General features: G+C 42.4%; 19 protein-coding genes and 1 riboswitch. Of the genes, 13 read left to right on the forward strand and 6 right to left on the reverse strand.

Annotation, left to right across the window (positions count from 1 at the left end; genetic code table 11):
* Positions 1–312 precede the first annotated feature (312 nt).
* The 4 genes from AAA970_RS07985 to AAA970_RS08000 all read left to right on the forward strand — a co-directional run bounded on the left by AAA970_RS07985 (position 313) and on the right by AAA970_RS08000 (position 7,970).
* A complete protein-coding gene (locus AAA970_RS07985; protein WP_338236672.1) occupies positions 313–2,655 on the forward strand; it encodes an outer membrane beta-barrel protein in 2,343 nt (780 codons plus the stop codon).
* A gap of 240 nt (positions 2,656–2,895) precedes the next feature.
* Positions 2,896–4,935, forward strand: a complete 2,040-nt coding sequence (locus AAA970_RS07990) for a S9 family peptidase (RefSeq protein ID WP_338236673.1) — start codon at positions 2,896–2,898, stop codon at positions 4,933–4,935.
* Between the two features lie 896 nt (positions 4,936–5,831).
* Positions 5,832–7,049: a 6-phosphofructokinase gene (locus AAA970_RS07995; protein ID WP_338236674.1), complete on the forward strand. Its 1,218-nt coding sequence runs from the start codon at positions 5,832–5,834 to the stop codon at positions 7,047–7,049.
* A gap of 357 nt (positions 7,050–7,406) precedes the next feature.
* Complete coding sequence (locus AAA970_RS08000) at positions 7,407–7,970, forward strand: GNAT family N-acetyltransferase (RefSeq protein WP_338236675.1); 564 nt, start codon at positions 7,407–7,409, stop codon at positions 7,968–7,970.
* 249 nt (positions 7,971–8,219) lie between these two features.
* Here the strand turns inward: AAA970_RS08000 and AAA970_RS08005 are convergent, their stop codons facing one another.
* Positions 8,220–9,836 carry a SulP family inorganic anion transporter gene (locus AAA970_RS08005; protein WP_338236676.1) on the reverse strand — a complete coding sequence of 539 codons (1,617 nt, stop codon included), beginning with the start codon at positions 9,834–9,836 and terminating at the stop codon, positions 8,220–8,222.
* A gap of 960 nt (positions 9,837–10,796) precedes the next feature.
* Between AAA970_RS08005 and AAA970_RS08010 the strand changes: the two genes are divergently transcribed.
* The gene (locus tag AAA970_RS08010; protein ID WP_338236677.1) at positions 10,797–11,654 is read left to right on the forward strand and encodes an alpha/beta hydrolase; all 858 of its coding nucleotides are present in this window, start codon (positions 10,797–10,799) and stop codon (positions 11,652–11,654) included.
* A 65-nt stretch (positions 11,655–11,719) separates the two neighbouring features.
* Here the strand turns inward: AAA970_RS08010 and AAA970_RS08015 are convergent, their stop codons facing one another.
* Together AAA970_RS08015 and miaA are read right to left on the reverse strand one after the other, a co-directional pair.
* Positions 11,720–13,300 (reverse strand): M1 family metallopeptidase, encoded by a 1,581-nt coding sequence (locus AAA970_RS08015; protein WP_338236678.1) that lies wholly within the window; start codon positions 13,298–13,300, stop codon positions 11,720–11,722.
* 383 nt (positions 13,301–13,683) lie between these two features.
* A complete protein-coding gene (gene miaA, locus AAA970_RS08020) occupies positions 13,684–14,619 on the reverse strand; it encodes a tRNA (adenosine(37)-N6)-dimethylallyltransferase MiaA (protein WP_338236679.1) in 936 nt (311 codons plus the stop codon).
* A gap of 124 nt (positions 14,620–14,743) precedes the next feature.
* Between miaA and AAA970_RS08025 the strand changes: the two genes are divergently transcribed.
* Entirely contained in the window at positions 14,744–15,109 is a 366-nt protein-coding gene (locus tag AAA970_RS08025) for an arsenate reductase family protein (RefSeq protein WP_338236680.1), read from the forward strand.
* 42 nt (positions 15,110–15,151) lie between these two features.
* Positions 15,152–15,332, forward strand: a riboswitch (cobalamin riboswitch).
* A gap of 76 nt (positions 15,333–15,408) precedes the next feature.
* A complete protein-coding gene (locus AAA970_RS08030) occupies positions 15,409–16,200 on the forward strand; it encodes a DUF4465 domain-containing protein (protein WP_338236681.1) in 792 nt (263 codons plus the stop codon).
* Between the two features lie 38 nt (positions 16,201–16,238).
* On the opposite strand, the gene AAA970_RS08035 is transcribed toward AAA970_RS08030, so the two are convergent.
* A complete protein-coding gene (locus AAA970_RS08035; protein ID WP_338236682.1) occupies positions 16,239–16,910 on the reverse strand; it encodes a VOC family protein in 672 nt (223 codons plus the stop codon).
* 89 nt (positions 16,911–16,999) lie between these two features.
* Here AAA970_RS08035 and AAA970_RS08040 point away from each other — a divergent pair, with 89 nt between their 5' ends.
* Positions 17,000–17,722 (forward strand): pseudouridine synthase, encoded by a 723-nt coding sequence (locus AAA970_RS08040; protein WP_338236683.1) that lies wholly within the window; start codon positions 17,000–17,002, stop codon positions 17,720–17,722.
* Between the two features lie 9 nt (positions 17,723–17,731).
* A complete protein-coding gene (locus AAA970_RS08045) occupies positions 17,732–19,480 on the forward strand; it encodes an ABC transporter ATP-binding protein (protein WP_338236685.1) in 1,749 nt (582 codons plus the stop codon).
* A gap of 133 nt (positions 19,481–19,613) precedes the next feature.
* Here AAA970_RS08045 and AAA970_RS08050 read toward each other — a convergent pair whose 3' ends face one another.
* Together AAA970_RS08050 and AAA970_RS08055 are read right to left on the reverse strand one after the other, a co-directional pair.
* A complete protein-coding gene (locus AAA970_RS08050) occupies positions 19,614–20,378 on the reverse strand; it encodes a hypothetical protein (protein ID WP_338236686.1) in 765 nt (254 codons plus the stop codon).
* Complete coding sequence (locus AAA970_RS08055; protein WP_338236687.1) at positions 20,378–21,766, reverse strand: Tle-like phospholipase domain-containing protein; 1,389 nt, start codon at positions 21,764–21,766, stop codon at positions 20,378–20,380. The genes AAA970_RS08050 and AAA970_RS08055 overlap by 1 nt, the downstream gene beginning before the upstream one ends.
* Positions 21,767–21,848: 82 nt before the next feature.
* Here AAA970_RS08055 and AAA970_RS08060 point away from each other — a divergent pair, with 82 nt between their 5' ends.
* The 4 genes from AAA970_RS08060 (at position 21,849) to gmd (ending at position 26,772) form a co-directional block, all read left to right on the forward strand.
* Complete coding sequence (locus AAA970_RS08060; RefSeq protein WP_338236688.1) at positions 21,849–23,198, forward strand: ATP-binding protein; 1,350 nt, start codon at positions 21,849–21,851, stop codon at positions 23,196–23,198.
* Between the two features lie 203 nt (positions 23,199–23,401).
* Positions 23,402–23,650 (forward strand): hypothetical protein, encoded by a 249-nt coding sequence (locus AAA970_RS08065; RefSeq protein WP_053404962.1) that lies wholly within the window; start codon positions 23,402–23,404, stop codon positions 23,648–23,650.
* A 94-nt stretch (positions 23,651–23,744) separates the two neighbouring features.
* Complete coding sequence (gene serA / locus AAA970_RS08070; RefSeq protein WP_053404963.1) at positions 23,745–25,637, forward strand: phosphoglycerate dehydrogenase; 1,893 nt, start codon at positions 23,745–23,747, stop codon at positions 25,635–25,637.
* A gap of 25 nt (positions 25,638–25,662) precedes the next feature.
* Positions 25,663–26,772 (forward strand): GDP-mannose 4,6-dehydratase, encoded by a 1,110-nt coding sequence (gmd, locus tag AAA970_RS08075; RefSeq protein WP_053404964.1) that lies wholly within the window; start codon positions 25,663–25,665, stop codon positions 26,770–26,772.
* The last annotated feature ends 14 nt before the right edge of the window (positions 26,773–26,786 follow it).

The raw sequence follows: 26,786 nt of genomic DNA on the forward strand, positions 1-26,786 counted from the left end.
AAATTCCAGCCATAAAACATTATGAAATTGACTGAAATTTCGGGGATAAATTAAATAATCATTAAGACTTCAAATTATTCTTTGCATCCTTTCTAAAAATTTCCATGCGATAGATTTCTTTAATATCACTAAAAAAGGGGAAAACCAAGATTTTCAGGCATGTCCATCAAAATCATTAAGCATTGATTTACAGTCTATTCCAAAATCTATCAAAAAAATTAACGATTCTAACCGAATCCTAATGTATTTATTTCGATAATGGCGAGGTTTCTGCCTATCATTGAACAATATTATTAGAGAAATTGGAGAAAAATGAAGTTTCGCTTACCGCTTTTTAAGCTCGCTTTCTTTCTTGTTTTTCTGTTCAGCCTTACCGTTACTCAAGCACAAACCATTGTTAGTGTTTCAGGCCAGTTTGTTGATTCGGAAAAAGATGAAGGCGTCCCATTTGCTACTGTAGCCATTTTTAAAAATAAAGGGGATGTTAATCCTATTGGCTCTGGATTTTCAGAAGAAGATGGATCCTTTGAAATAATTTTAACAGAATCTGGCACCTTTTTTATGCAAGTGCAGTGTATGGGTTTTGATGGATATGAGCAAGCGCTGGCTGTTGATATCAGTGATATCAAATTGGGACAAATTCCACTGAAAAGCCAGACTCAAATGCTGGAGAGTGTGGTGATCACCGGAGAAAAAGTATCCGGTACTTCCACCCCGGGAGCTATGAAATTCAATATGGATGCTCAGGGTTCGGATGATATGGAGGAAATCGTATCCAATATGCCCGGGGTCGAAATGGACTTTGACGGAAATGCCTCTATCCGTGGACTAAGTGTTACTTATTTAGTAAATGGAGAAGAATCTGGAATGGAAAATCCGCTTCAGGAAATCCCGAAACAATCTATTGCTTCTATCGAATTAATGACGAACCCACCGGTAGAATATGCCTCTTCCGGACCGGTAATCAATATTATTCTAAAAGAGGATGCCAAAATAGGTAACAGCTTTCGAATGGGTGGAAACTTCGGCAACCTTAATTCCGCTAAAGGCTACGTTGGTGGATCTGTCCGTACCGAAAACCTGACCATTAACCCATGGGTTTATTATTCTCAGCGCGACCGCGAAACTTTTGGCAACAATGAGCAACTGAATTACGACGAACGTTTCATGGAGCAAAGCCATACCAGTAAAAATGGCTGGAGGTACGGAAGTGCCGGCACCTGGTGGGCGTATAAGTTCAAAGATAAATCCGAATTAAGTGGAACCATCAGATACTCCCTTTCAGATAATTTTTCCGAAAGTTGGAACAATAACGATTTCTACGATCTGGATTCGGTAACTTTCCGGAACACCAACGTTCGGACCAATGAAAACAACGGCTTCACCAGAGATTTCAGTTATGAAAACAAATACCGAAAAACCTGGGAAAGTGGCCAAAAGCTGTCCTTACGTTATCTGATGAATTATAAGGAAAGCTTTTCTTCTCAACACCAGGGCAGTGACTATATCTACAATGCCGAGGAGGATAATGCAACAATTCTTGATCGCGGTGACCGTACCAATGATAATATGCGTCATCGTTTTCAGGCACGCTTCACGCAGCCAATAAATGAAGAAATGCGTGTGGTGACCGGTTATTATTTCGATTATCGGAAAAATAATCAGACGGCAGAATATGATCGAAAAGAAAATGAAGGCGACTGGATCTATAATCCGGATCGTCGTCAGGATGCCAGCACGGAAACCATGGCTCATGATGTTTTTGCCAGCTTTACCGGAAAATGGGATCGTTTTGGATTAAACCTGGGGATGCGCTATAAAACGGGTAAAACTGATATTCACCAATGGGATGCCGGAATGGGCGTTTATGATGACTTTCTGAACCAGTTCTCTAACCTGAATAACACCATCAAGCTGAGTTACGATTTGAAAGAAGAAGGCGAAAATATTATGCTTTCTTATCGGAATAACGTTCGCCCTCCAAGTGCCGGGCAATTAAACCCTTTCGTGAACGATGCCAATCCGCTTTGGATCACCATGGGTAATCCTGATTTGAATTCGACGAAAACACACTATCTCGAATTAGAATATTTGAAAGTCGGAGATACCTATACTTTTAAGGGAGGAGCATTCGGCCGGAAGATCTTTGATCAGGTGGCCAGATACCAGTGGTCAGAAGCCGATACTATTTACAATTCCTACCACAATATTGAAGGCGTATCTGTTGCCGGATTAAACGTGTACTTACAAAAAGACATTGTACCCGGACTTCGCGGAACAGTCGACGGATCCTGGTCTTATGAATACATGCCGGATCGTGAAGGGGATTTGAGTAAATCACAAACCTACTACTTCATTAAGGGGAATGTGGAATACAAATTTGCCAAGAATTACCGTATCGCCCTGACGGGTCGCTATACCTCCACCAAACTTTCCAATAATGCCCAGACAGCGGGCTATGGAAGTATGGACATTAACTTTGAAAGGAAATTCTACGACGGTAAAGGGAAGATTTATCTGAACATCCGAGATGTCCTAAACACCTTCGAGCAGAATGTATTGACCTCCTCGGATTCCTTTATTCGGGACAGCTTCGCAAAACAAGAAACCAGAATGTTCATGCTCGGCATGTCCTTCTACTTAAACGGCTTATAGATCAACAAAGCACTAATTATTCTAGTCGTATATCCGGCCTCCTCTGAAATATCAGGGGAGGCTTTTTTTGTTCTAATTTGAGTCAAACCACCCCAACCAACAATCTTCTCCCTTTCCTCAAAATCCATAACAATTCCTTAAGCCGGATGATATTCCCGTAACATTTAGTTTGGGAAATTCGCCACGGACCAATTAAAACTGTATTTTTGCGGGCATTATACACAACCAAAATACAGTTTTATGTTCAAAAGAGGTTTACTGTTGTTCTCCTGCCTGCTGATGGCCTGGAGTGTAACAGCTCAAAAGGTATTGACTCCGGAATTGTTATGGGAAATGGGCCGTGTAAACGGAGGAGAAATCTCTCCTGACCAGACCACATTGCTTTTCGGCGTAGTAAATTATGAATTATCTGAGAACAGTGGCAAGAACACCCTGTTTCTGAAAGATCTTAAAAGCGGTGAAGACCGTGAATTAAAATTACCTTCCAGTGCTTCTTCCGCAGTTTGGACTCCTGACGGGCAGATGATCGCCTTTTTGATGGGAGGACAAGTTTACGAAATCCGTCCGGATGGTTCAGGACTTCGCAAAGTAACCGAGGTGGAAAGCGGTGTTTCCTCTTTTAACTACGCTGCTTCCGGTGATAAACTGGCTTACTCCACTTCTGTAAAATTAAAGCCCACCACAGCAGATCTTTACCCGGATTACACCAAGGCGAATGCCGTAGTGATTGATGATTTGATGTACCGTCACTGGGCGGCATGGTCAGATGAATTCTTCAACCACGTATTCGTGGCAGACTATAAAGAAGGAAGCATTTCTAACGCCAAAGACATCATGGGCAAGGAAGCTTTTGACTGCCCAACGATGCCATTCGGCGGTGGAGATGATTATACTTTCAGCCCTGACGGGAGCAAATTGGTTTACGTTTGCAAAAAGAAAGAAGGAAAAGAATATGCCGTATCTACCAATACGGATTTGTACGTGTATGACATCGCTGCTGGTACTACTCAGAATTTCACGGAGGGCATGATGGGTTATGACACCCACCCTACTTTCTCCAACGATGGCACCAAATTGGCCTGGTTGAGCATGGCCCGTGATGGTTACGAGTCGGATAAAAACGACATCGTGGTTTATGATTTCACAGCGCAAACCAAAACCAACATCACCAAAGATTGGGACAACACCGTCGATGGATTCATCTGGGGAGAAAAAGACCGCAACATTTACTTTGTAGCAGGTAAAGAGGCGACTTACCAATTGTGGGATTATAAATTGGGCAAAAAAGTAGCCGACACCAAAGTAGCGGATATCCGCATGATCACCGAGGGAGTTCACAACTACGGTTCGGTAGCGCAATTAGACAGCAAGACTTTGATCGGTTCTCGTATGTCTATGTCTTCTGCTTCAGAGCTTTTCAAGGTAGACATCAAAAAAGGTACAGAAACCGCTTTAACCAAAGTGAACCAGCCTATCTACGATTCCATCGAAATGGGTAAATTAGAGAAACGCATGGTCCCAACCTCTGATGGTAAGGAAGAATTGGTATGGGTAATCTATCCTCCAAACTTCGACCCGAACAAAAAATATCCGGCCTTGCTATATTGCCAGGGTGGTCCACAGTCAGCGGTTTCACAGTTCTTCTCTTTCCGTTGGAACTTCCAGTTAATGGCGGCAAACGGTTATATCGTGGTAGCACCTAACCGTCGTGGTTTGCCATCATTTGGCACCAAGTGGAACGAAGACATCTCCGGGGACTGGGGTGGCCAGCCAATGCGTGACTACTTAGCAGCCATTGATGCCGTAGCCGCAGAACCTTATGTCGATAACAACGCCCTTGGTTGTATCGGTGCGTCTTATGGAGGTTACTCTACTTATATGTTAGCCGGCATCCACGAAGGTAGATTCTCCGCTTTTGTTTCCCACTGTGGATTGTTCGACATGCGTTCCTGGTATGGTACTACTGAAGAATTATTCTTCGCCAACTGGGATTTGGGTGGCGCTTATTGGGAGAAAGATACCCCAAAGGCGTATACCGAATTCAACCCATCCAGCTATGTGCAAAACTGGGATACGCCAATGATGGTGATTCACGGTGGAAAAGATTTCCGTGTACCGGAAGGTCAGGGAATGCAGGCTTTCCAGGCGGCGAAATTGCAAGGCATTCCTTCCCGTTTCCTTTACTTCCCGGAAGAAGGACACTGGGTATTGTCTCCGCAAAACGGTATGATCTGGCACACGGAGTTCTTCCGTTGGTTGGATGAGTGGTTGAAAAAATAATCTTCCACCACATAGCAAAAAAGGATTTGGTCGCTGGCCAAATCCTTTTTTTATGTCTGGAAAACAATACGATGGCCTTAATCGGAATTATTCTTACCTAATCCGGATTATTCATGCTTCAATTCCCTTTTAGCTGCAAGGCGGGCAAAATGAAGGAATTTTTCCTATTTCGAGTTTTTTCCAACGAAACAAATGAATGAGGAGTAAGCAAGCTTCCCCAATTAGGGCTATACAAAAACCAGCAGGAATGAATGCAGTGAAATGATAATAAGGCAGTTAAAGCAATTCGCTAAATCTGGCGGTGAATAATTCGGGTTAAATCCTTGTTTAGTTGCAAAGCCAAAAAATGACGGAATTATGCCTATTTCGAGTTATTTCCAGAGAAGAAGATCCATGACTACAAAACAAGCCTGTCCAAAATTAGGCTATTGGAATATCAGTAACATCAATATTAAAAAGCTAAAAACACCCCCCCTTAAAGTGGCTCCCTGAATCTAGCTTTGAATAATTCGGCTTAGGACGAATCCAACAACCTGCTTCCGTAAAACCGGGATTCGCTCCCTCCAGTTCGCTAAAATCACCCGCCGAAAACGCTTTTTTTTCCCAGCATAGCAAAAATGGTGAAACATCCTCCTATTTTGACTTTTTTCATCGAAGAACCTGATCAAACAGAAAACAGCGTTGAATAGTCAAGAAAAAGGATGTATTCGGTTTAAAAAGCTACTATTTCCTCACAATAGTCCACTCAAAAAAAATTTCAACCAGCCACTTCAGCCGGTACCATTACCATACCAGCGGGATTGTAAACGCCGAGAGGCAAAAATCCCTTTAAGTTTAACATCAAATCCTTACCTTTGCATTCGGGATAAATCTCGATTTAGAAGTAAAAACAAATTATGAAAGACGCTATTGCAATTTTGTGTGGAGGGGGACCTGCGCCCGGTATCAACACCGTGATCAGTTCCGTGGCCAAAGTTTTCCTCAACAACGGTTATCGCGTAATCGGTCTTCACGAAGGCTACAAGGGCCTTTTTAGCAATGAAACTCGTATAGACGAGATTGACTACAATTTCGCTGACGACATCTACACCCGCGGTGGTTCCGCCCTACAAATGAGCCGTTTCAAGCCGGATCTGAGCACCTTGAATGTAGCATTCTTCCGTGAAAACAACATCAAATTATTGGTGACCATCGGTGGAGATGACACCGCCTCCACCGCCAACCGTATCTCCAAATACCTGGAAGAAAAGAATGTGAAGTTGCAGAACATCCACGTTCCGAAAACCATTGACAACGACCTCCCTCTTCCGGAAGGTGTACCTACTTTTGGTTATAACTCCGCCAAAAACGAAGGAGTAATGATTGCCAACACCGTTTTGGAGGATGCCCGTACCAGCCAAAACTGGTTCATCCTTTCTGCCATGGGCCGTGAGGCGGGTCACCTGACCATCGGTATTGGTTCCGCTTGCCACTACCCGATGATCATCATTCCGGAAATGTTCAATAATGCCGAGGTGACTTTCGAAAATATTATCCGTCTGAACATCTCTTCCATCATCAAGCGTAAAATCCTGGGCTTGAAATACGGGGCTTCCATCATCTCTGAAGGCGTATTCCACTTCATGAAAGAGGAGGAAATCAGAAACTCGGGCATCAATTTTACATTCGATGCACACGGCCATCCGGAATTGCACTCCATCTCCAAATCCCACGTTTTCGCCTCATTGGTACAAAAACGGGTAAAAGAATTGGGCTTGGACAACAAGATGCGTCCGGTAGAGTTAGGCTTCGAATTACGATGCACCAAGCCAATCGGATACGACCTGACCTACTGTACCCTATTGGGCTTCGGCGTTTACCAATTATTTGAGCAAGGCCACTCCCGTTGTATGGTTTCTGTAGATCACACCGGTAAAGTGGATCCATTATTCCTTAAAGATGTGGAAGATGAAAACGGTCGTGTACAGGCACGTTTGGTGAACATCAACGCCTCCAATACGCAAGCGGTACTGAACCACGGAATGCACTACCTTACTGAGAAAGACTACGAAGCGGCCAAAGCTTATGTAGAAAATCCGGAATACTATGACTTCAACAAAATTCTAAATCGATAGATTTTCTCCTCAAGAGAAATGACAGATCACTCAAAACTCCCGCGGTATAACCGTTGGGAGTTTTTTATTGGGCAGCAATGACTATCTGATTTTTCACGAAATACCCTCCATATTTAAAAATCCCAGCCACTCTGGCCACTGCTTCCCTGAGCACGCCAATTACAAAAAAAGCCTTTTTATGCAGCATTAGGGAAATGCGGGTGAGATTTAAGCAGCCTATACTAGGGAAAATAATACCGGAAAATCGACTTAATGATAAGGTAAATATTGATCAGCAGTCAACAACATAGGCTTAATTTCTAAAAATTAAAATGAATTCATAAAGGAAATTAGATATCTTTCCGTAAAGCATTGCCTATGAGAACGATCGAAGACCTTCCCCTGCTAAAGGGCCCGAAAATCCACCTGAAAAAACCCAGCCATCAGGATATCCCCAGGATTTGTGAACTTCTGAACGAGAAGGAGGTATCCGCCTACACTTTATTTATTCCTCACCCATATCAGGAAAAAGATGCCGTTTTTTGGCTCAATATGGGACATCAGGGCTTGACTAATCAAAACCAATTCATCTTTGGTATCTATAAAAATGACAATGGGGAATTTATCGGTGGGATAGACTTAAGACTGGAGCGAAGGCATAAAAAGGGCGAATTAGGCTACTGGCTGGGCAAACCCTTCTGGAACCAGGGCCTCATGACCGAGGCCCTGGAGCTGATAATTTCCTGGGCGATGGAAGATTTAAAGGTCAATAAAGTCATCGCCCTTCATGACATCAATAATCCCGCATCCGGCAGGGTGATGGAAAAAGCAGGAATGCAAAAAGAAGCGACCCTGTTTGAGCATTATTATATCAATGGAAAATTCATCAGCCTGAATCAGTATTATATCCACCAGCATTTATATAATAAACATCAAAAATAAAGGCATTGGTGACCGCTGATTCATCAGGAAAATTCGACTTCAACCGAGTCGTTTATGCGAAATGCTTCATTTGGCTAGGAGTCGCGAAAAAAGGAAGGAATTTAGCCTGTTTTGAGTTATTGCCAACGAAACAGATGAAGGAGGAGAAAGTGAGCATACCCGAATTTGGGCTATTTAAAAACTGAACAAAACCAATCCTGACATCAAACCCCTTAAAACCCTAATAAACCTGACGGTAAATCACTCGGCTTAAACAGGCATGGCCGGCTCCGGAAGTGCCCCATCAATTCGCCATTTTGCTGGAATATTCAATTGGGGCAAGCCTTTCACCCGAAATTGTATTTGATGTTCAGCCGCATGATGGGCAAAATTCTCAATCTCCTCCAATACATCCTCATCAATAAAATGACAGTCACGGCCATCCACCAACAAGGCACAATCTTCCGGAATATCTTCCAGCATCAGGGCAATGGATGCCCGATTTAAAAATGATACTTCCTGTGCCAAACGAATGGTGATCTGCCCTCCATCCAAGTTTTTCACATGACTCAAAAATGCCGGGGTGTGATAATTATTCAACAGAATATAAAATAAGGCCAAGGACATTCCAATGGCAATACCCATCAGCATATCCGTAAAAACCAAGCCCAAAACGGTCAACATAAAGGGTACAAATTGACGACGCCCCTTCTGAAATATCGATTTAAAGACCGAAGGTTTTGCCAGTTTATATCCCACCATAATCAAAATGGCCGAAAGACTCGCCAATGGAATTTTATTCAAAAAAGCAGGAATCAGCAGTACAAAAAGCAACATGAACAAACCATGAAAAATAGCGGCCAGCTTGGTTTTTCCACCCGATACAATATTGGTGGAGGAGCGCACTATCACCTGAGTGATCGGTAAACCACCAATCAATCCACTGCAAAAATTCCCCCAACCCTGGGCAATCAACTCCCGATTTTTAGAGGAAACCCGCTTGTAAGGATCCATTTTATCCGTAGCCTCCAAACTTAACAAACTTTCTAAACTCCCGACAATTGCCAGCGTAATGGCCACCACATAAACTTCTTTTTGGGCGATGCCGCCAAAATCAGGAAGCACCAACAAGCCCTTTAATTCCGAAAAGGAAACCACCTCCGGAAGATTGACTAAATGGATATTCCCATAATCATTAGATATGGCCCATAATGGGAAATAGTGGAGGAAAATCTCATTCAATCCGATCCCCAGCATGACCACCAATAAAGGAGCCGGAATTAGCTTTAACCACTGCTTCGACTTTATCCATTTTGATTCCCATCCAATTAACAAAATAATGGAGAAAACTGAAATCATTACCGCCCCCGGACTAAAATACAAAAAGGCATATACAATTTCATAAAATGTATTCCCTCCACTTGACTGCATAAAGGCAAGCTCCCCCTCAAAACTACGGTCATAACCCAAGGCATGCTGAATTTGCTTTAATATGATAATAATCCCAATGCCCGCCAACATGCCCTTAATCACGGAAGTAGGAAAAAAAGCCGCAACAATCCCGGCGCGCAAGTAACCCATAGCCACTTGAATAAGCCCGGAAATCATTACAGCCAATAAGAAAACCTCAAACCCTAAATCCACTATAGCGCCAGCCACAATTACCACCAACCCAGCGGCAGGGCCACTGACTCCCAAAGCTGAATTGGAGATCCCCGCTACAATTAAACCTCCCACTACCCCGGCAATAATTCCTGAAAACATCGGCGCCCCTGAGGCCAATGCAATGCCCAGACACAAAGGAAGGGCTACTAAAAACACTACCAAACCAGCGAGTAAATCACCGGGCCAGGATTTACTTAATGAAAGAGACTGAGAATTTTTCATAAGGTAGATCTTTAGAAAATTGAAGGAAAACATTCAATTTAGCGCGCACCAATAAGCACGGCCAGCAGTATTGACACCAAGGCAATTAAGAGAGGTGCTTTTCAGCAGTGAAAAAAAACTACAAAATAAGAATTTGAAAAATCTCACCTCTGAAAAATCAAATGATTGATATTGGTATATTTTTATTTCTGAAAGCAATAATCTCCTCTCTCAATACCTCCCAAAAAAAATGCTGCGTTACAAAAATACAATTAGGCTTTCTAATTAAAACTACACTCATTCGTTTTCAACCCCATCAAGCTGCCAACCAGACCACAAATGGATGAAAACATATTTTATAAGAGCGCACTTAAAAGTGAAAATCTGATTATTCAAAAGCGATACCCCATTATTTGAAGAAAATAGCAGTGCTATTGTTAAGCAATTATCCAAAATCGCTTCCAAAATTTCCTTTTGCAGCCGGATATTGTGCTTTTAAACCACCCTCCAATGCTTCACCGCGACTGATGAATAGAAAACAGAAGCTCACCAAAACTTTCCCTTCTCCAACATACAAAAGTCCATATTTAGGTTTTTTGTCCCCTCGTTTCGATGAAGAATAAATATACTTTTAAGTCAATCGGCCTAAAAACAATCATAAAATTGGTAACGCAAAAACAGGAACAGATGAGCCCAAAATCCCTTACTATAAATTTTAACTTCAAGCTATAATTAAGGCCTGCAATTACTATTATTAAAATAGTAAAAAAAGCGATGATTAACTCAAACCCCTCATTATATTTATATTAAAATTGACATAGAAACGGATAAAGAATATCCATACAATCCAAAAAGCATGCGCTCACAGGTTATTTTTTTTGACTATATTTCTGATAACATAATTTCTCGACACAGAAAATCATTGCGTAAATGACCAAAAAGTACGGAGGGTTTTATTAAGTTTGAGATAAATCCAAGCTGATGACTGACTTCAAAACAAGAACCTACAAAGCTTTAGGCTTTTTAACCTTTCTTTACCTGACGGTAAGTGGCATTTTCTTCTTCCAACAGGAAAAATTAATGTTTCACCCTAATCCGCTTGAAAAAAATCATCGATTTGAAACTAAAGTACCCCATTATGAACACTATTTCAAAATGGCTGATGGTACCAAGCTTCACGGTGTATATTTAGAGGCAGAAAACCCCAAAGGACTCGTTTATTATTATCATGGCAATACCGGAGACATCAGCACCTACCTTCCCTCCTGTGAATTTTATGTAGCATCAGGATTTGATGTTTTCTTAATGGATTATCGGGGCTTTGGCAAAAGTGACGGAAAAATCAGTAGTGAGCAGCAATTTTTATCTGATGCTTTAGAAGTTTATAAAATGGTGGGCACTGACTTTACCAGCGAAGAGAAAATTATCATCGGCTACTCCATTGGTACTGCCCCCGCCGCCTATGTAGCTTCGAAAGTTAACAGTAAGGAAGTTATTTTGCTGGCCCCATTCACCAGCATGCATTACCTAAGGGAGCATTTATATCCCTGGTTACCCAGCATTGCCGTAAACTATCCCTTAGATATCCAGCAATTTTTAAAGGAGGCCCCTATGCCGGTCACTATTTTTCATGGCCTGGAAGACAACATCATTCCCTTTGATTGTGCCCTACAATTACGAAAAGACTTTAAGGAAGAAGATCAATTATTTCCTATCCCCGGACAGGATCACATGAAATTTGAAAATCAAAAGCAATACAGAAAGCAGGTGAAAAAAATTCTTCACCGTGCTCCGCAAGCTAAAAAATCCCCCCTTTTTATTAAGCCAGCGACTACCTAAACTCCCGCCAGAGCAAGGAAGGGCAGTAAATAAAAAAAGCACCGATCGAAGATCAGTGCTTTTTTTTATTCTGCCAATTCAAATAACAGATGCCCATTCGGGTCTAATTTAATGGCATTGGGTTCCTCTCCTACCGCCAGTCTGAAAACTTGCTCTTTTTCACTTAGCTTTTCAGAAAAATAAATCTTATCCCCTTCAAAGGTAATGGCCATTAATTCCAGAGGAAAGCTCGTGAGGTTTTGTTGTTCCTGCCGAACAGTGACGATGGATTCCTTCCTTTCCTTATCATAAGTCACCTTATAACTTAGTCGTGGAAGCCCTGCTTCCATTAACCAGGGATAAAAAAAGCTTTTTAATGATCTGCCGCTTACCGACTCCATCGTTGCTACGAAATCCTCCGTGTTAGCATTTCCACCCGCAAATGTCTGGTAATACTGCTGAATTCCATCCCTAAAAGCCAAATCCCCTATTTCCTGACGAAGCATATGCAAAACCCAGGCGCCCTTATAATAGGAATACTTATTCAGCATTTTATTCGGGTCTTCTACCACCTCGGGCACCACTACTTTAGATGGAAACTGCTTTTTATAATTGAACACCTTATCCTTGCCCTCTTTCATAAAGGCGATCAAAGCGGGTGTCCCATACTGATGCTCCAGATACATGGCCGTGAAATAGGTTGCAAAACCTTCTGATAGCCACAGATCATTCCAACGGACCTCTGTAACCGTATTTCCCCACCATTGGTGAGCGATCTCATGAGCGATCAAACGCTCCATCTGCTTTGGATTATCCACTGCACGCTCATCATAAAAAATACAAGCGGCATTTTCCATTCCCCCATAACGGGTAGTGGACTGCGACTGCCAGAGTGACTCAAATGGATATGGCGCAATATACTCTCCAAAGAAATTCAGGACATCCTGTGTCACGCTCAGGGCCTGCTTCATATGCTCGGCATCCTCCGGATAGGCATAACCTTTCATTGGCAAAGCACCCTCCAGTGGCCAGGCCTCCAATTGAGCCGCTCCAAAAACCATCACCTTCGTAGGAATATCCTGCTTTTCCTCGAAAAACCACTCTTTATACATTCCACCAAAAGGCCGAACCTCTTTCAAAATACCATTGGCCAATACTTCATAATGCTCCGGAGCCAAAATATGCCAGTTCACCGTAGCCTTATCCGAGGGATGATCTACCACCGGTAAATAATGATGCGCCCGGTTCGGCCAGTTATCCCCGAAAATAGTCCTTTTACCATATCGATTTTGCCCGATGATCAATCCATCTTTCGGTACGCCTCGATAGGCCACCTTTATGGAGGCTGTATCTCCCTGCTGCAAACTTAGGTCTACCACCAATTGCCTTTTCAGTTGCTCAAACTTCACCGATTGCCCCAATCGGCTTACCGACAACACCTCCATTCCTCCATTTTCATCAGCGCTGACCAGTTCTAATGTACACTGGTCCAGGTCTTCAGTGGCCAAAAAATGGATTTGAGCCGTGGCATTGAGACTGTCATTTAAACTATTTACCATCATATGGAAATCATAATGATGAACATCAATCCCTTGCTGAGCAAAAGATTTACTGGCAATAGTCAACAGAGCACTCAATACACCTGCTCGCAAAATTTTATATATCATAGATGAATGGGTTAAAGGAATAGATTCTAATCGATTGCCCAAAATTAAAATTACTTTCCTACTATTGGAATTTTCGGAAAAGTAATTTTCATCAGAAACAACGCCCCGATGGTGTTCAGAAGGAAAATGTTGGGCATAAAAAAAGGCAACTCCCTCAGGAACTGCCTTTTTGTTCAAATATATTACTTTGAGTTCAAATTAAATTTTCCCTATTGATTTGATCTCACTCGCACGGGCGCCAATTTACGTTTCGGCTTATTGTTGTTCTTGAACTGGTCATACAGCACAATCATCATTATCAGGGAAATTATAAAACTAATCATATAACATTATTTAGTTCTGCTATTAGTACAGCAAGAATCATTCCAACCAAACGATGTGCCCTAAGACCGCTGCCATTCTGCCAAAAGTTCTTGTATGTTTTGATCTACACCTGCTTCACTCTTTAACCAGTAAATCTGATGTCCCATCTTTTCCATTCTACGGAAAAAAGTCATCTGACGTTTAGCAAAACGATGAATTTGCGCTTCTAATGACGAAAACATCTCTTCGTAGCTTAACTTTCCCTGTAAATGCTCGGTAATCATCTTATACTCTAAACCGTAGTAAATCAAGCCTTCAGCAGGTACTTTTTTAAGCAAAGCCTCTACTTCAACGACCATTCCTTCCTCAAATCTTTTTTTCAGACGAAGAGAAATTTTACGCCTTCTTGCTTCCCGATCAATCTCAATACCCACCAACAATTGCTTTTCGGCTGCTACCGGTCTTACGTAAGCGGGTAATTCCTCCGGGGGGTGTTGGTCAAAATACCGTTTCACCTCCAGCGCCCGGATCATCCGTTTCCGATGCCCCCAATCTTTAAAATAGGCCGGGGCACCCCATTCCTTCAGCTTTTGCTCAACTTCCCTATCGGATAATAATTCCGCTGCTGCACGCCAGCGAATATCTTCCGGCACCAGTGTGTTGATATTTCCTTCCAGTATGGTTTGAATATACAAACCTGTTCCCCCACAGAGAATGGGTAATTTTCTCCGCTCACTTATATCATTAAAAGCCAAATGAAAATCTTCCTGAAACTCCCGAAGATTATATTGATAACCTGCTGGGCGAATATCAATCAAATGGTAGGGAATATTGCCGTATTCAGCCAGATCCTTCCCCGTTCCCAAATCCATATCTTTATAAACCTGTCGGCTATCTCCACTAATGATTTCACCCTCCAACTCCTTTGCCAGCCTTACCGCCAGGGCGGTCTTTCCAGAAGCTGTGGGCCCTATGATCGTGATTAAGGCCTTATGTTTTTCATTGGACTGTTGCATTCCGCAAAATTAGAAAATCTTACCCAAAGCAGCCTCATTCAAAAAATCAATTGGCTAATTAATTTTTCCCATTTGCCCCGGGGATGAAAATTCCTCAAATTTGATTTTCAAAATTATCATTTCTATGAGCAGAAAAATATATCACCTTTCCACCTGCAGTACCTGTAAAAAGATTATTGCAGAAATTCAACCAGATCAGACTTTTGAATTGCAAGACATCAAAACCGAAAAAATATCGGAAGCCCAATTAGCAGAAATGCAGGCTTTAGCCGGAAATTACGAAAGTTTATTCAGCCGCAGGGCCCGAAACTATGCCGCCCGAGGACTAAAAGATCAAATTCTAACAGAAGAAGATTTTAAAAATCTCATTTTGGAAGATTACACTTTCTTAAAGCGCCCCGTCATTCTTTTTGAAAATCAGATATTTATCGGGAACAGCAAGAAAACTGTAGCGGCCGCCATAGAAAGTATCCAAAATCATTCTGCATAATATGATCTAAATCCTTTTTTAGTAGCTGGAATTTTAACTAATTCGCCACAGTATTTTTAAGGTACATCCTCGGATGTTGAAAAGGGAACCGGGTGTAAATCCCGGGCAGTACCCGCTGCTGTAATTTCCCCAAGTTCGCCTACCCTCTGCCACTGACTACCGTCGGGAAGGCCAGGCGAATATGGGAATGAGCCAGAAGACCTGCCTGTAAACTATGTTAAACACTTTCGGGAGTTAGAGTGGAATATTTTTTCGATCATCGAAAGATGGATCACCCTTCCGTATTTTTCAAAAAACCAATGTTAAAAAGAACGCTACTTTTGATGAGCTTGGCGGCTACTGTTGTATTGTCTGCCTGTAACAATGATGATGATCCGGTAAAAGATACCGTGATTGATTTTTCAAATTTGACGCTTGAAGAGGAGGAGACCTACTGGAATGGCTCGGATAAGTCAGGTGATATGGAAGAAGAAGAAAATGGAGATCTTACTTACCTAACCAATCTTAAGTCTGGCATTTTTAATGCACCTAATCAGTTTACTTATACAGCGGCCTGGGATTATTGGGGCTGGGAAGGCTTTGCATACTCTAACCAAAGTGACCTTACTTTTGATATGGAGGATGACAATGATGCCAATTTTTACAATTATCAATTTGTGGCAGCAGCAAATTATGATAAAAATTATTTGATTGCCTACCCACAAGAAACCAATCACATCACCTTTGACCAAGAAGTAAACCTAAAAACCATCACGCTTACCAATACCGGAACCGCCTATTTAGTCATCAAACACGGTAATGCTTTTTCAAAACCTTTCGGAGGCGAAAGCGGAGATGACCCTGATTACTTCAAGGTGATTTTCACAGGAAAAGATGCTGAAGGAAAAGAAACAGGAGTGGTTGAACACTTCCTTGCAGATTACAGATTTGAAGACAATTCTCAGGACTACATTCAGTCTGAATGGGAACAGATTGATGTGACCGGACTTGGAGCTGTCAGTCAGGTAGAAATTGCTTTTGAAAGTACAGATATTGCTAATGGCGGTAGTCAAACACCTGCCTATGTTGCCATCGGTCAGCTGACTTACTAATCAGCCACCAAAAAAATTATTCAAATCCCCTGATCACCTCAGGGGATTTTTTTTATCTCTTCAAAAACACCATTCCTGACTTTTGCTAAAAACCGCCCCCCGCTATCAATCCACTCTAACTCCAGATCATTCACCACAGATGGTTTTGTGGTCGGCAACCAATTCCTTCCGGCCTTTACACAAATCATGACGCCCTGATGATCGCCCACCCAACAGAAATTGGGTCGGAAACTTTCCGGTGCTATGGGTTTAATGCCGAAAGTCGTCTGTAAATATTGGGCTAAGGCCAAAGGGTCCTCTGAAGGCAAACCCACTTCATTAACTCCCAAGACTTCCGTTAAAGAAAAAGCCCCTTTTACAGAAGCAGCAAAACCCGGCCGCTCAATAAACTCCACGATATTACCTGCCGGATCATAAAAATAGATCGCGCGGCCATTTGTAAATTCAATAATTTCGGACGCTTCAAAAGGCAAAAGTCCTATTCCTTTTTGCTTCACAAATTCCAGGGCCGCCTGAATTCTTCCCCGGGGGATTAAAAAAGCAAAATGATAATAGGGCGCCCCAACTTGTTCTTGAAAAATGAGCTGCGTCCAGCCAGCTTTCATTTCCATAAGACTCCCCTCCCGTCTTAGCTCAAAACCCATATGTTCATAAAAAGACAACTGGGCAGGAAGCTCACTACAAAACAATTTCAATCGGTGAATTTGCATAGGCTTTGATTCATACCATTCAGAAATAAAAAGAATATAAGCACATACTGTTTCAATTCCTGTTTCAAGCCCCTATTTTTGCGCGCTATATGGAACAGAATACACTATCCATGGAATTGGAAATATTATACCTCGACGAATACTTTTGTGCCATCAACAAACCGGCCGGATTGATGGTCCATAAATCCCGTGTTGCCCGGGACGTAAAAACCTTCGCCATGCAGGAATTGAGAAACCAGCTGGATCGCTATGTTTATCCGGTGCACCGGTTGGATCGCGCCACTTCAGGCATTCTGCTTTTTGCCCTGAGCCCGGAGGATTGCACGCTGGCCCAGCAAATGATTACAGACCGAAAAATCACCAAAAAATACTGGACAGTTCTACGCGGCTACACACCGGAGGAAGGAGAAATTGACAAAGCCCTGACGTCCGAATTCAATGATACCCCCAAGGAGTCCCTGACCATTTATAAAAAACTGGAACAGCAGGAATCTCCCTTTAAAGTATCGGAAAGATATCCGGCCTGCAGAACTTCTCTGGTAGAAGCACAGCCGATAACCGGCCGAACGCATCAATTGCGTCAGCATTTTGCCAAAATCCGGCACTATATTATCGGAGACAATAAGCATGGGGACCATAAACTGAACAAAGGCTTTAAGTCTGAAGTAGGCGTGGAGAACATGTTGCTGCATGCCAGAAGTTTGACTTTTATTCATCCGCATAGCGGGGAAAACGTTCATATAGAAGCCCCATTGCCTGATTATTATTCCGAAATATTGGATAAATTAGGTTATCAATATCATCAACAATAAACTATACTCGTGTCCAAAACCACTAAAACCTCCCTAAACTCCATTCAGTACGCTTTCAAATCCATCATCTGGCCCAGACGAAAACTGCTCTTTTTAGGATTAATCCTGATTGTCATTAATCGTCTGGCAGGATTGGTGTTACCCGGCGCCTCCAAATACCTGATTGATAATATCATCACTCCTGGAAATTTAGACTTGCTACAATATTTATTAATGGCCGTGGGCGCTGCTGTAGCCGTACAGGCGATCACCTCTTTTTTCCTGACCAAATTACTCAGCGTAGAAGCTCAAAAACTCATTGCGGAACTGAGAGTAAAAGTTCACCGTCAGGTGATTCAGCTTCCGCTGCATTATTTTGATGATCATAAATCCGGTGAAGTAGTTTCGCGAATTATGAACGATGTAGAAGGGGTTCGGAATTTAGTCGGCACCGGACTGGTGCAATTAATCGGTGGTATTTTGACCGCTATCCTGTCGCTAATCCTGTTGATCAACATCTCCCCCAGCCTCACCGGATTTGCCTTATTGCCCCTGATTCTATTTGCCGTAATTTCCACTCAGGCCTTTAAATTTATCCGCCCTATTTTTCGGGAGCGCTCTAAAATTCAGGCTGAAGTTACCGGAAGGCTGACCGAATCCATCGGTGGAATTCGCGTGGTGAAGGGATTCAATGCGGAGGAATTTGAATTGACCACCTTTGAAAGCGGCGTGGACCGACTTTTTCAAAATGTTAAAAAGACCCTCACCTCCACTTCCCTGATCACTTCTTCGGCCACCTTATTATTGGGTATAGCTTCCACGGCCATCATGGGACTGGGCGCCTACCGAATCACTCAGGGCGATATGACCGTCGGAGACTTTTTCGCCTTTACGCTATATCTGGGTTTTATGGTCGCACCGATTGTACAGATGAGTTCCATCGGGACACAAATCACGGAGGCTTTTGCCGGCCTGGACCGAATGGAAGAAATCTTCCAGCAGGAAAAAGAAGGAGAAGAAAATGACCGAACTTTGGACCTGAAAAATACCCAGGGGAATTTCTCCTTTCAAAAAGTCAACTTTTCCTATGAGGAAGGAAAAGAAGTGCTGCATGACATCAACTTCGAAATGCCCTCCGGATCGGTAACGGCGCTGGTAGGCAGTTCCGGCTCAGGAAAATCCACCATTGCCAGCCTGACCGCCACTTTCCTGCAACCATCTTCCGGTGAAATTTTGCTGGATGATCAGCCACTTGCTCACATCAAACTGTCCGCCTACCGGGACCATTTGGGCTTGGTGTTACAGGAAGATTTTCTGTTTGAAGGTACGATCAAAGAAAATATTCTTTTTGCCAAGCCGGAAGCACAGGCGCATGAGGTGGAAAATGCCATTAAATCCGCCTATGTGAATGAGTTTACGGATCGTTTTGAAGATGGCCTGGACACCTTAATCGGAGAAAGAGGCGTAAAATTATCCGGTGGACAGCGACAGCGGATCGCTATTGCCCGGGCGCTATTGGCAGATCCGAAAATATTGATACTCGATGAGGCCACTTCCAATCTGGACACAGAAAGTGAAGCGATGATACAGGAATCCCTGGCGCATCTGATGAAAGGCCGGACCACATTGGTAATCGCCCACCGATTAAGCACTATCCAAAAGGCCGATCAGATTCTGGTGCTGGAGAAAGGTGAGATTGTGGAGCGGGGCAATCACGAAAGTCTGATCGCAGCAAAAGGCCGATATCACCAACTCTATACCTATCAAAGTAGAATTTAGCAGGTTAAACACTTCGCCAAACGGCTTATAAAAACTTCGAAAAGCCCCGCAAAAAGAGAATTACTATTTTTCATCTGAATAAAAAAAGGATTCGATCAATCACCGAATCCTTTTTCCTTTTAAGACGAATATTTTATTGATTAAGGGATAAACGCTTATTGGTTTTGGCAAAAGTACCAGGACTTACCTCCCGAACCAAACTCAAAAGGGTATCCACATTAAAATCAGAAACTGGCTTATTTGATTTGAAAATAATATTCAGTCGCTGCTGCACCAATGATTCCTCAACTTCCACCGTTTTATTGATCAACCCCCGGTCAACGACCTCTTTGGGGGTAGTAGCTTTAAGAAATTTAAAGTCTATCCAAAAGGAAGCCTTTGGATGATCTTTAAACTTTTCCAACAATTGCTGTAAGTCCCCCAGCATTTGCGTTTGATTCTCCGCATTCACTTCCCCAATAATATCTGCAAAAATCTTCACCGAAACATAAGGCTCATTTATCAGCATTGTGGTGGACACCTCTGATTGCGCCCAAACCTCCTCCGTATAACGCTCATCCGAAAGCACTACGGAAGCATAAATATAAGCGGTTCCAAATTTGGACTTCCAATGGTCATTGATGTAACGATTAAACTTATAGGAAAAGACCTCACGATCATATTCATCCATAAACTGTTGAAATCCCTCATCGTGATACCCACGAAATACGATATTGGGATTTTTTAATGGATAAGCCTGAAAACCGTAGTTACCACGTACAGCAGAAAACTCATCTCTGATAATATGAAATTCTTCCTGATACTTTTCTTCTAAATGTGCTTTTAGCTTCTTTTCCATGGAGGTATTACAGGACAATAATGTTAAAACGAGCGTAAAAATAAAAAAAATACGGATCATCAGGCGTTCATTTCAATTTTTGACCAATCAAAAGTTTCAATACTCTGCACCACATACTTTTCATCTGCTGTCATGGTTCGATTTTCCGAGGCAATTTTTCCGAAAATTGTTGCTTTTATTTTTTTGAAAATTTCGATTAACTCCTGCTTAGCCTCCTGAATAAATTTAACAACATTACCTATTTTATCTCTCACACCTTCAGCTACTGCTCTTTCAGACTGAAATGGATAATATTCATGACCGGAAATAACCGCCGCTTCATTAATTTTTTCCAACCCAAGCCCCTCTCCTTTGGCAAAATGCTCCTGACTGGAATAATAGGTCTCATCTAACTCCGTGGTACGCCGAAGTTCCTGAAACTGATCAGAGGAAAAAACATGTTTTAAATGCCCTTCTTTCACTCCGGCGATAATGGTTTTCAAGGTTCCATATAAATCCCAAAGCCTGGTCTCCATGATTTGTTGAGTGGTCATCCAGGGTGTCCCAAAATCATGCGTGTAAAATACGCCGGGTATACTTTCATCACCGGCTTTATCCACCAAATCGCCCACCACAATATGATGAAATACTTCCGGACGATCTTCCTCCGGAGTTTGCTTAAATTTTTCGACAGAAGCCGTATCAATTCCCGGCGCCTGAAAGATAAACGCCTGCCCGATACGGGAGGCATAATTTGCCGTCACCAATTGCGCCAATGCACCCCCCAGACTATGACCGGTTACATCCACCTTCCCATCGGAGCGGGCAATCAACTTTTCTATTAATTCCTGATTCGCTATAAATTGCGGCATACCCACGGCGATCGGGTCCAAATCTGCCAAAATGGTATCAAACTCACTGACTTCCGTTCCCCGAAATGCAATGATATCGTTCCCTTCGTCATTGCCCAAATAAGCATACTGAAACCCTTTTTTACCGCGCTTGATTTCCACAAAGTAATAACCAAAGCTTTCAATCAAATCATTCAGTCTTTCGGGCAATTCGGTAGTCTCCTCCTGATAAGCCAGGTTATGCGCCACAAACTCAAAAAACGCGTGCCGATCGGCATCCGTCTTTAAGGCCTGGGTAAGCTCCTGCCCTTTTTGGTATTCCTCCTCAGAATTGTAGTGAATAGGACGAATGCTTTCCCCCTCCCCATTTTTCCCAGTAATTTCAACACCCTCTTCATTTCTCCGAATACTCCCGTCTTTCAAACCCTCCACCCCACGGACCGTCTCATGGGCATCATACTGCCGGTGATCATAGCTTTGGTATGGGTCCATAAGCAACTCATCAGCCAAAGTTCGAAAATCTGGCGACTGGTATTGATATTGATGTAGTGGATCGTTGTGGAGCAAGCCATTCCTTGGATTATTCCCAATATTATGATCCGGCCGAAGTGATCTCATATTATTTAATACAATTATACTTAATCAATATATTTATATTTTTATAATTATCTTAAATTAACCCCTTAGAATTAGAAGATAAATGGAAATTAATAACCAAAACCTAGGGGTAATAAGTAGCGACATCCTATCGCTCATTAAAATAATTGAAGAAAATTTCCCTGATAATCAATCACTTGAAGGAGAATTCAGACAATTCAAGGGTATTGATCCGGAAAGAATTATTCAATTATATATTCAGTCAGCATTTAAAGATCAAATTGAGCCAGAACTCAACCCTGTTGAGTATTTTATTTTACTTTGCGCGGTAGCTCCCCACCTTTACCCCCCGACCTTTCAAAGGTTCGTGTTTTTACTCCAACAAAACCCCATTACCTTTGCCGCGGTGGGCGGACAGTTTCAAAAAGAACAGCCCCTTTTCTACCCGACCATTGAGACGATATTATTCTTACTTTTGGGACATAAATTGAAAGATCGGATTAGTTTTTTAACCCTTTTCGATCCCACAAATGCCCTTTTCACCCAGAACCTTGTTCAACTCACCAGTGTCTCTCCGCAGTTTTCTGCCAATACCCGACAAATTTACCCCACTGCCGAAATATTAGCATTGGTGCGAAGCCAAACCTATTTACCGGAATACAGTACCGATTTCCCCGCCAGCAGAATTTCTACCGAGCTTGACTGGGAAGATTTAGTATTACCACATGACACCCTGGAAAGTCTTGAAGAATTAAAAATGTGGATGTTCCATGGGAAAGAACTACATCAGCATCCGGAATTAAGAAAAAAAATCAAACCGGGTTACCGTGTGCTTTTCTATGGTCCTTCCGGCACCGGAAAAACATTAACGGCCTCCTTAATTGGAAAAACTTTCCAATTGCCCGTTTACCGCATAGACCTGAGCATGGTGGTTTCTAAGTGGGTGGGGGAAACCGAGAAAAACCTCAAGCAGTTATTTGACACCGCAGAAAACAAAAACTGGATTCTATTTTTTGATGAGGCCGACTCCATTTTTGGAAAACGTACCCAAACCAATAGCTCCAATGATAAATACGCCAATCAGGAAGTCTCCTACCTATTACAAAGAATAGAGGATTTTCCCGGACTGATTATTCTGGCCTCCAATTTAAAAAGTAATATCGATAATGCCTTTAATCGAAGATTTCAGTCCAATATCATCTTTCCCATGCCTGATGAAGACATGCGTTACGCCCTCTGGGAAAAGGCTTTCCCAAAAGATTTCCCCCTAAGTGAAGAAGTGGATTTATGGGAAATTTCCAGAAATTATGAATTGGCCGGTGGGTCCATCACCAATATTATCCGCTATTGTGTATTGAAAGCCATGCAGGGCAGTGAAAAAATGATACAATCGCAGGACTTGCGATATGCTATTGTAAGGGAATTCAAGAAAAGTGGTAAAATGGTAAAATAGCTAAAATAAATGGAGGATGTTCTGCCTTAAATGAATTCGGATCAGCAGCACGAAATTCCCTTCTATGCTTTTCCATATAAATAGTATGATCTTCTTTTTTCAAAAACCCTATTAATCAACTGCTTAAAAACAGCGCTCGCACTCGCTGCAGTATTATTAGGATCAAAAATGCCTCAATTGATAATTTTCTGTATTTTTGGTACATGAGATCCATTATTTTAAAGATTATCATTAAAAAAATGGGAAATGCCATTCCCTTGGATATTTCCCAACACCGACGTATCCCATGCTACTCTCTGACAAGTTTTGAGTTCGAGGAAAAACTTTTTCAAATCCAATACAACCCTCAGGAGGGCACCACGGAGGCTGCTATTATTCAGGAACACCTGATTGCCCTCCATAAAAAATACAAAATTCACCGTTTCGAAATTTTAAAACCAGAAGCGAAATAGTTGTGAAAAATCTCGTTTTATAGATAAAACATTTGAAAATTAACAATTAAATAAGGAATTTCCATTTTTAATATTACCAAACAACCATTCATCCATGGAAGCGCAGAACAATTTCATCATTGACTATGACAGCACCTTTATCCAAGTGGAGTCTCTGGACTTTTTAGCCAATAAGGCCTTTTCCAGAGCTGCAAATGCTGAAGAACTTATTTCGACCTTTAAAGCGATAACAGACCGGGGGATGAATGGAGAAATTTCTTTTGAAGAATCCATCAATCACCGCCTGAACCTACTAAAAGCAGATAAAAGCCTCATTGCCGAAACTGTAGAGGAACTTAAAGCTTTAGTGACGCCTTCATTCAAGAGAAATGCCGAATTCCTCAAAAAAAATGCGGAGAACATTTACATTGTTTCCAATGGTTTCTTTGAACTGATTGCTCCTGTAGTAGGAGAATACGGAATTCCGGAGTCCAATATTTTCGCAAACCGCTTTGTATTTGGCCCTGAAAACCGCATTATCGGTATGAATAAGGAAAATCCATTATCCGGAAATCAGGGAAAAGTGACCGTAGCCAAAGCTTTGACACTGGAAGGGTTCACCTATGTGATTGGTGATGGCTATACGGATTATGAAATTCGCCAGGCGGGTCTGGCGGATCGTTTTTATGCATTCACCGCCAATGTGAGCCGTAAAAGAGTGTTGGAGGTTGCAGATCACGAAGCTCCTAGTCTGGACGAAATCCTTTACGACTTAAAAATTGAAGGAGCCGTTTCCTACCCCAAGTCCCGAATTAAGATTTTATTACTGGAAAACGTACATCCTAATGCGGCAGAGGCACTTCGTAAAGATGGATTCCATGTAGAAACTTATCCGGCAGCCATGGATGAGGACATGCTTCTGGAGAAAATCAAAGGGGTTTCTATCCTAGGCCTGCGTTCCAAAACTAAATTGACCCGAAAAGTGGTAGAGGCTGCCGATCGATTAATTGCGGTGGGCGCATTCTGTATTGGCACCAATCAAATAGATCTCCCTGCCTGTACAGAGAAAGGAATAGCTATTTTCAATGCCCCATTCTCTAACACCCGCTCCGTAGTGGAATTGGCCTTGGGACAGATCATCATGTTGATGAGAAATGTGCATGATGCCAGCATCAGCATGCACCAGGGGAAATGGAGCAAGACAGCCAAGGGTTGTTTCGAAATCCGTGGAAAAAAACTGGGCATCATTGGCTATGGCAATATTGGTTCACAGTTGTCCATTTTGGCAGAAGCAGCCGGTATGGATGTCTACTATTACGATTTGGGCGAAAAACTACCGCTTGGTAATGTCACCAAATGCGAAACGATGGAAGGCTTACTTTCTATTGCAGATGTGGTTTCCCTGCACGTAGATGGTCGCCCTGAAAACAAGAGTTTCTTTGGGGAACGCGAATTCAAATTGATGAAAAACGGATCTGTGTTCATTAACCTGAGCCGGGGCCATGTGGTGGACATTGAGGCACTGAAGGAAAATATTGATTCCGGCAAATTGCTGGGAGCCGCTGTGGACGTATTCCCATCCGAGCCAAGAAGTAATGATGATCCTTTTGAGTCTATTTTGATCGGATGCAGAAATACCATTCTCACTTCCCACATTGGCGGATCTACACTAGAAGCGCAGGAAAATATCGCGGACTTCGTCCCTACCAAATTAGCCCAATATGTGAACAGTGGCTCCACTTTAAACAGTGTCAACTTCCCTGAAATTCAGTTGGGTAAAATTGAAGGTGCACACCGCCTGATTCACATTCACCGTAATGTTCCGGGGATTTTGGCCAACATCAACCAGGTGTTCGCTAAGCATAAATGTAATATTTTGGGACAAAATTTAAAAACAAATGAGTCTATAGGCTATTTAATCACGGCAATAGACAAACAATACGATGATGAGGTGGTTCAGGATTTAAAAAATATCCCTGATACCATTCGCTTCAGGGTATTATATTAATCCCTACATCATCAAACATATTTTTATGAAAAAGGCGCTAATCACCGGTGTAACCGGACAAGATGGAGCATATTTGGCGGAACTGCTTTTGGAAAAAGGCTATGAGGTGCACGGTATTAAAAGACGAAGCTCTTTATTCAATACTTCCCGCATTGACCACCTTTATCAGGATCCGCACGATAAGGATATCCGCTTTAAGTTACACTACGGTGATTTAACCGATTCCATGAACCTCACCCGCATTATTCAGGAGGTACAGCCGGATGAAATCTATAACCTTGGGGCCATGTCCCATGTAAAAGTTTCCTTCGACACTCCTGAATATACGGCCAATGCTGATGCGGTGGGTACCTTAAGAATTTTGGAAGCTATTCGGTTATTGGGGCTGGAGAAAAAAACCAAATTCTATCAGGCCTCAACCTCGGAGCTTTATGGATTAGTGCAGGAAATCCCACAAAAAGAAACCACTCCTTTCTACCCTCGTTCCCCCTATGCGGTGGCTAAAATGTACGGCTACTGGATTACGGTGAACTATCGGGAGGCTTATAATATGTACGCCTGTAATGGTATTCTTTTTAATCACGAGTCTCCTTTAAGAGGAGAAACTTTCGTCACCAGAAAGATTACCCGTGGGGCCGCAAAAATCGCCCTTGGGCTGGAGGAAACCATTTTCTTAGGAAATATGGACGCCAAGCGGGACTGGGGACATGCCAAAGATTATGTAAAAGCCATGTGGCTGATGCTGCAGCAGGATGAAGCGGAAGATTATGTGGTCGCCACAGGGGTAACCACCACTGTTCGTGATTTTGTAAAAATGGCTTTTGGGGAATTAGGCATTGAGGTGGAATTTTCAGGAGAAGGTGTCAAAGAAGTAGGACGGGTGAAAAGCTGTTCCGGGGAATACCAATTACCGGAAGGCGCAGAGGTTGTGAAAGTGGATCCGAAATATTTCCGCCCCACCGAAGTAGATTTACTAATAGGAGATCCGACCAAAGCCAAAACCAAGTTAGGCTGGGAACTGGAATATGATTTACAGGCGCTGGTAAAAGATATGGTATTAAGCGATATGGAAATTTTCAAACGGGATCAATTCCTTTTGAAAGGAGGACACAAAGTTTATAACCAATACGAATAAAAAAACGGGAGTCA

The organism is Persicobacter diffluens (assembly GCF_036244895.1).
GTDB lineage: Bacteria > Bacteroidota > Bacteroidia > Cytophagales > Cyclobacteriaceae > Persicobacter > Persicobacter diffluens.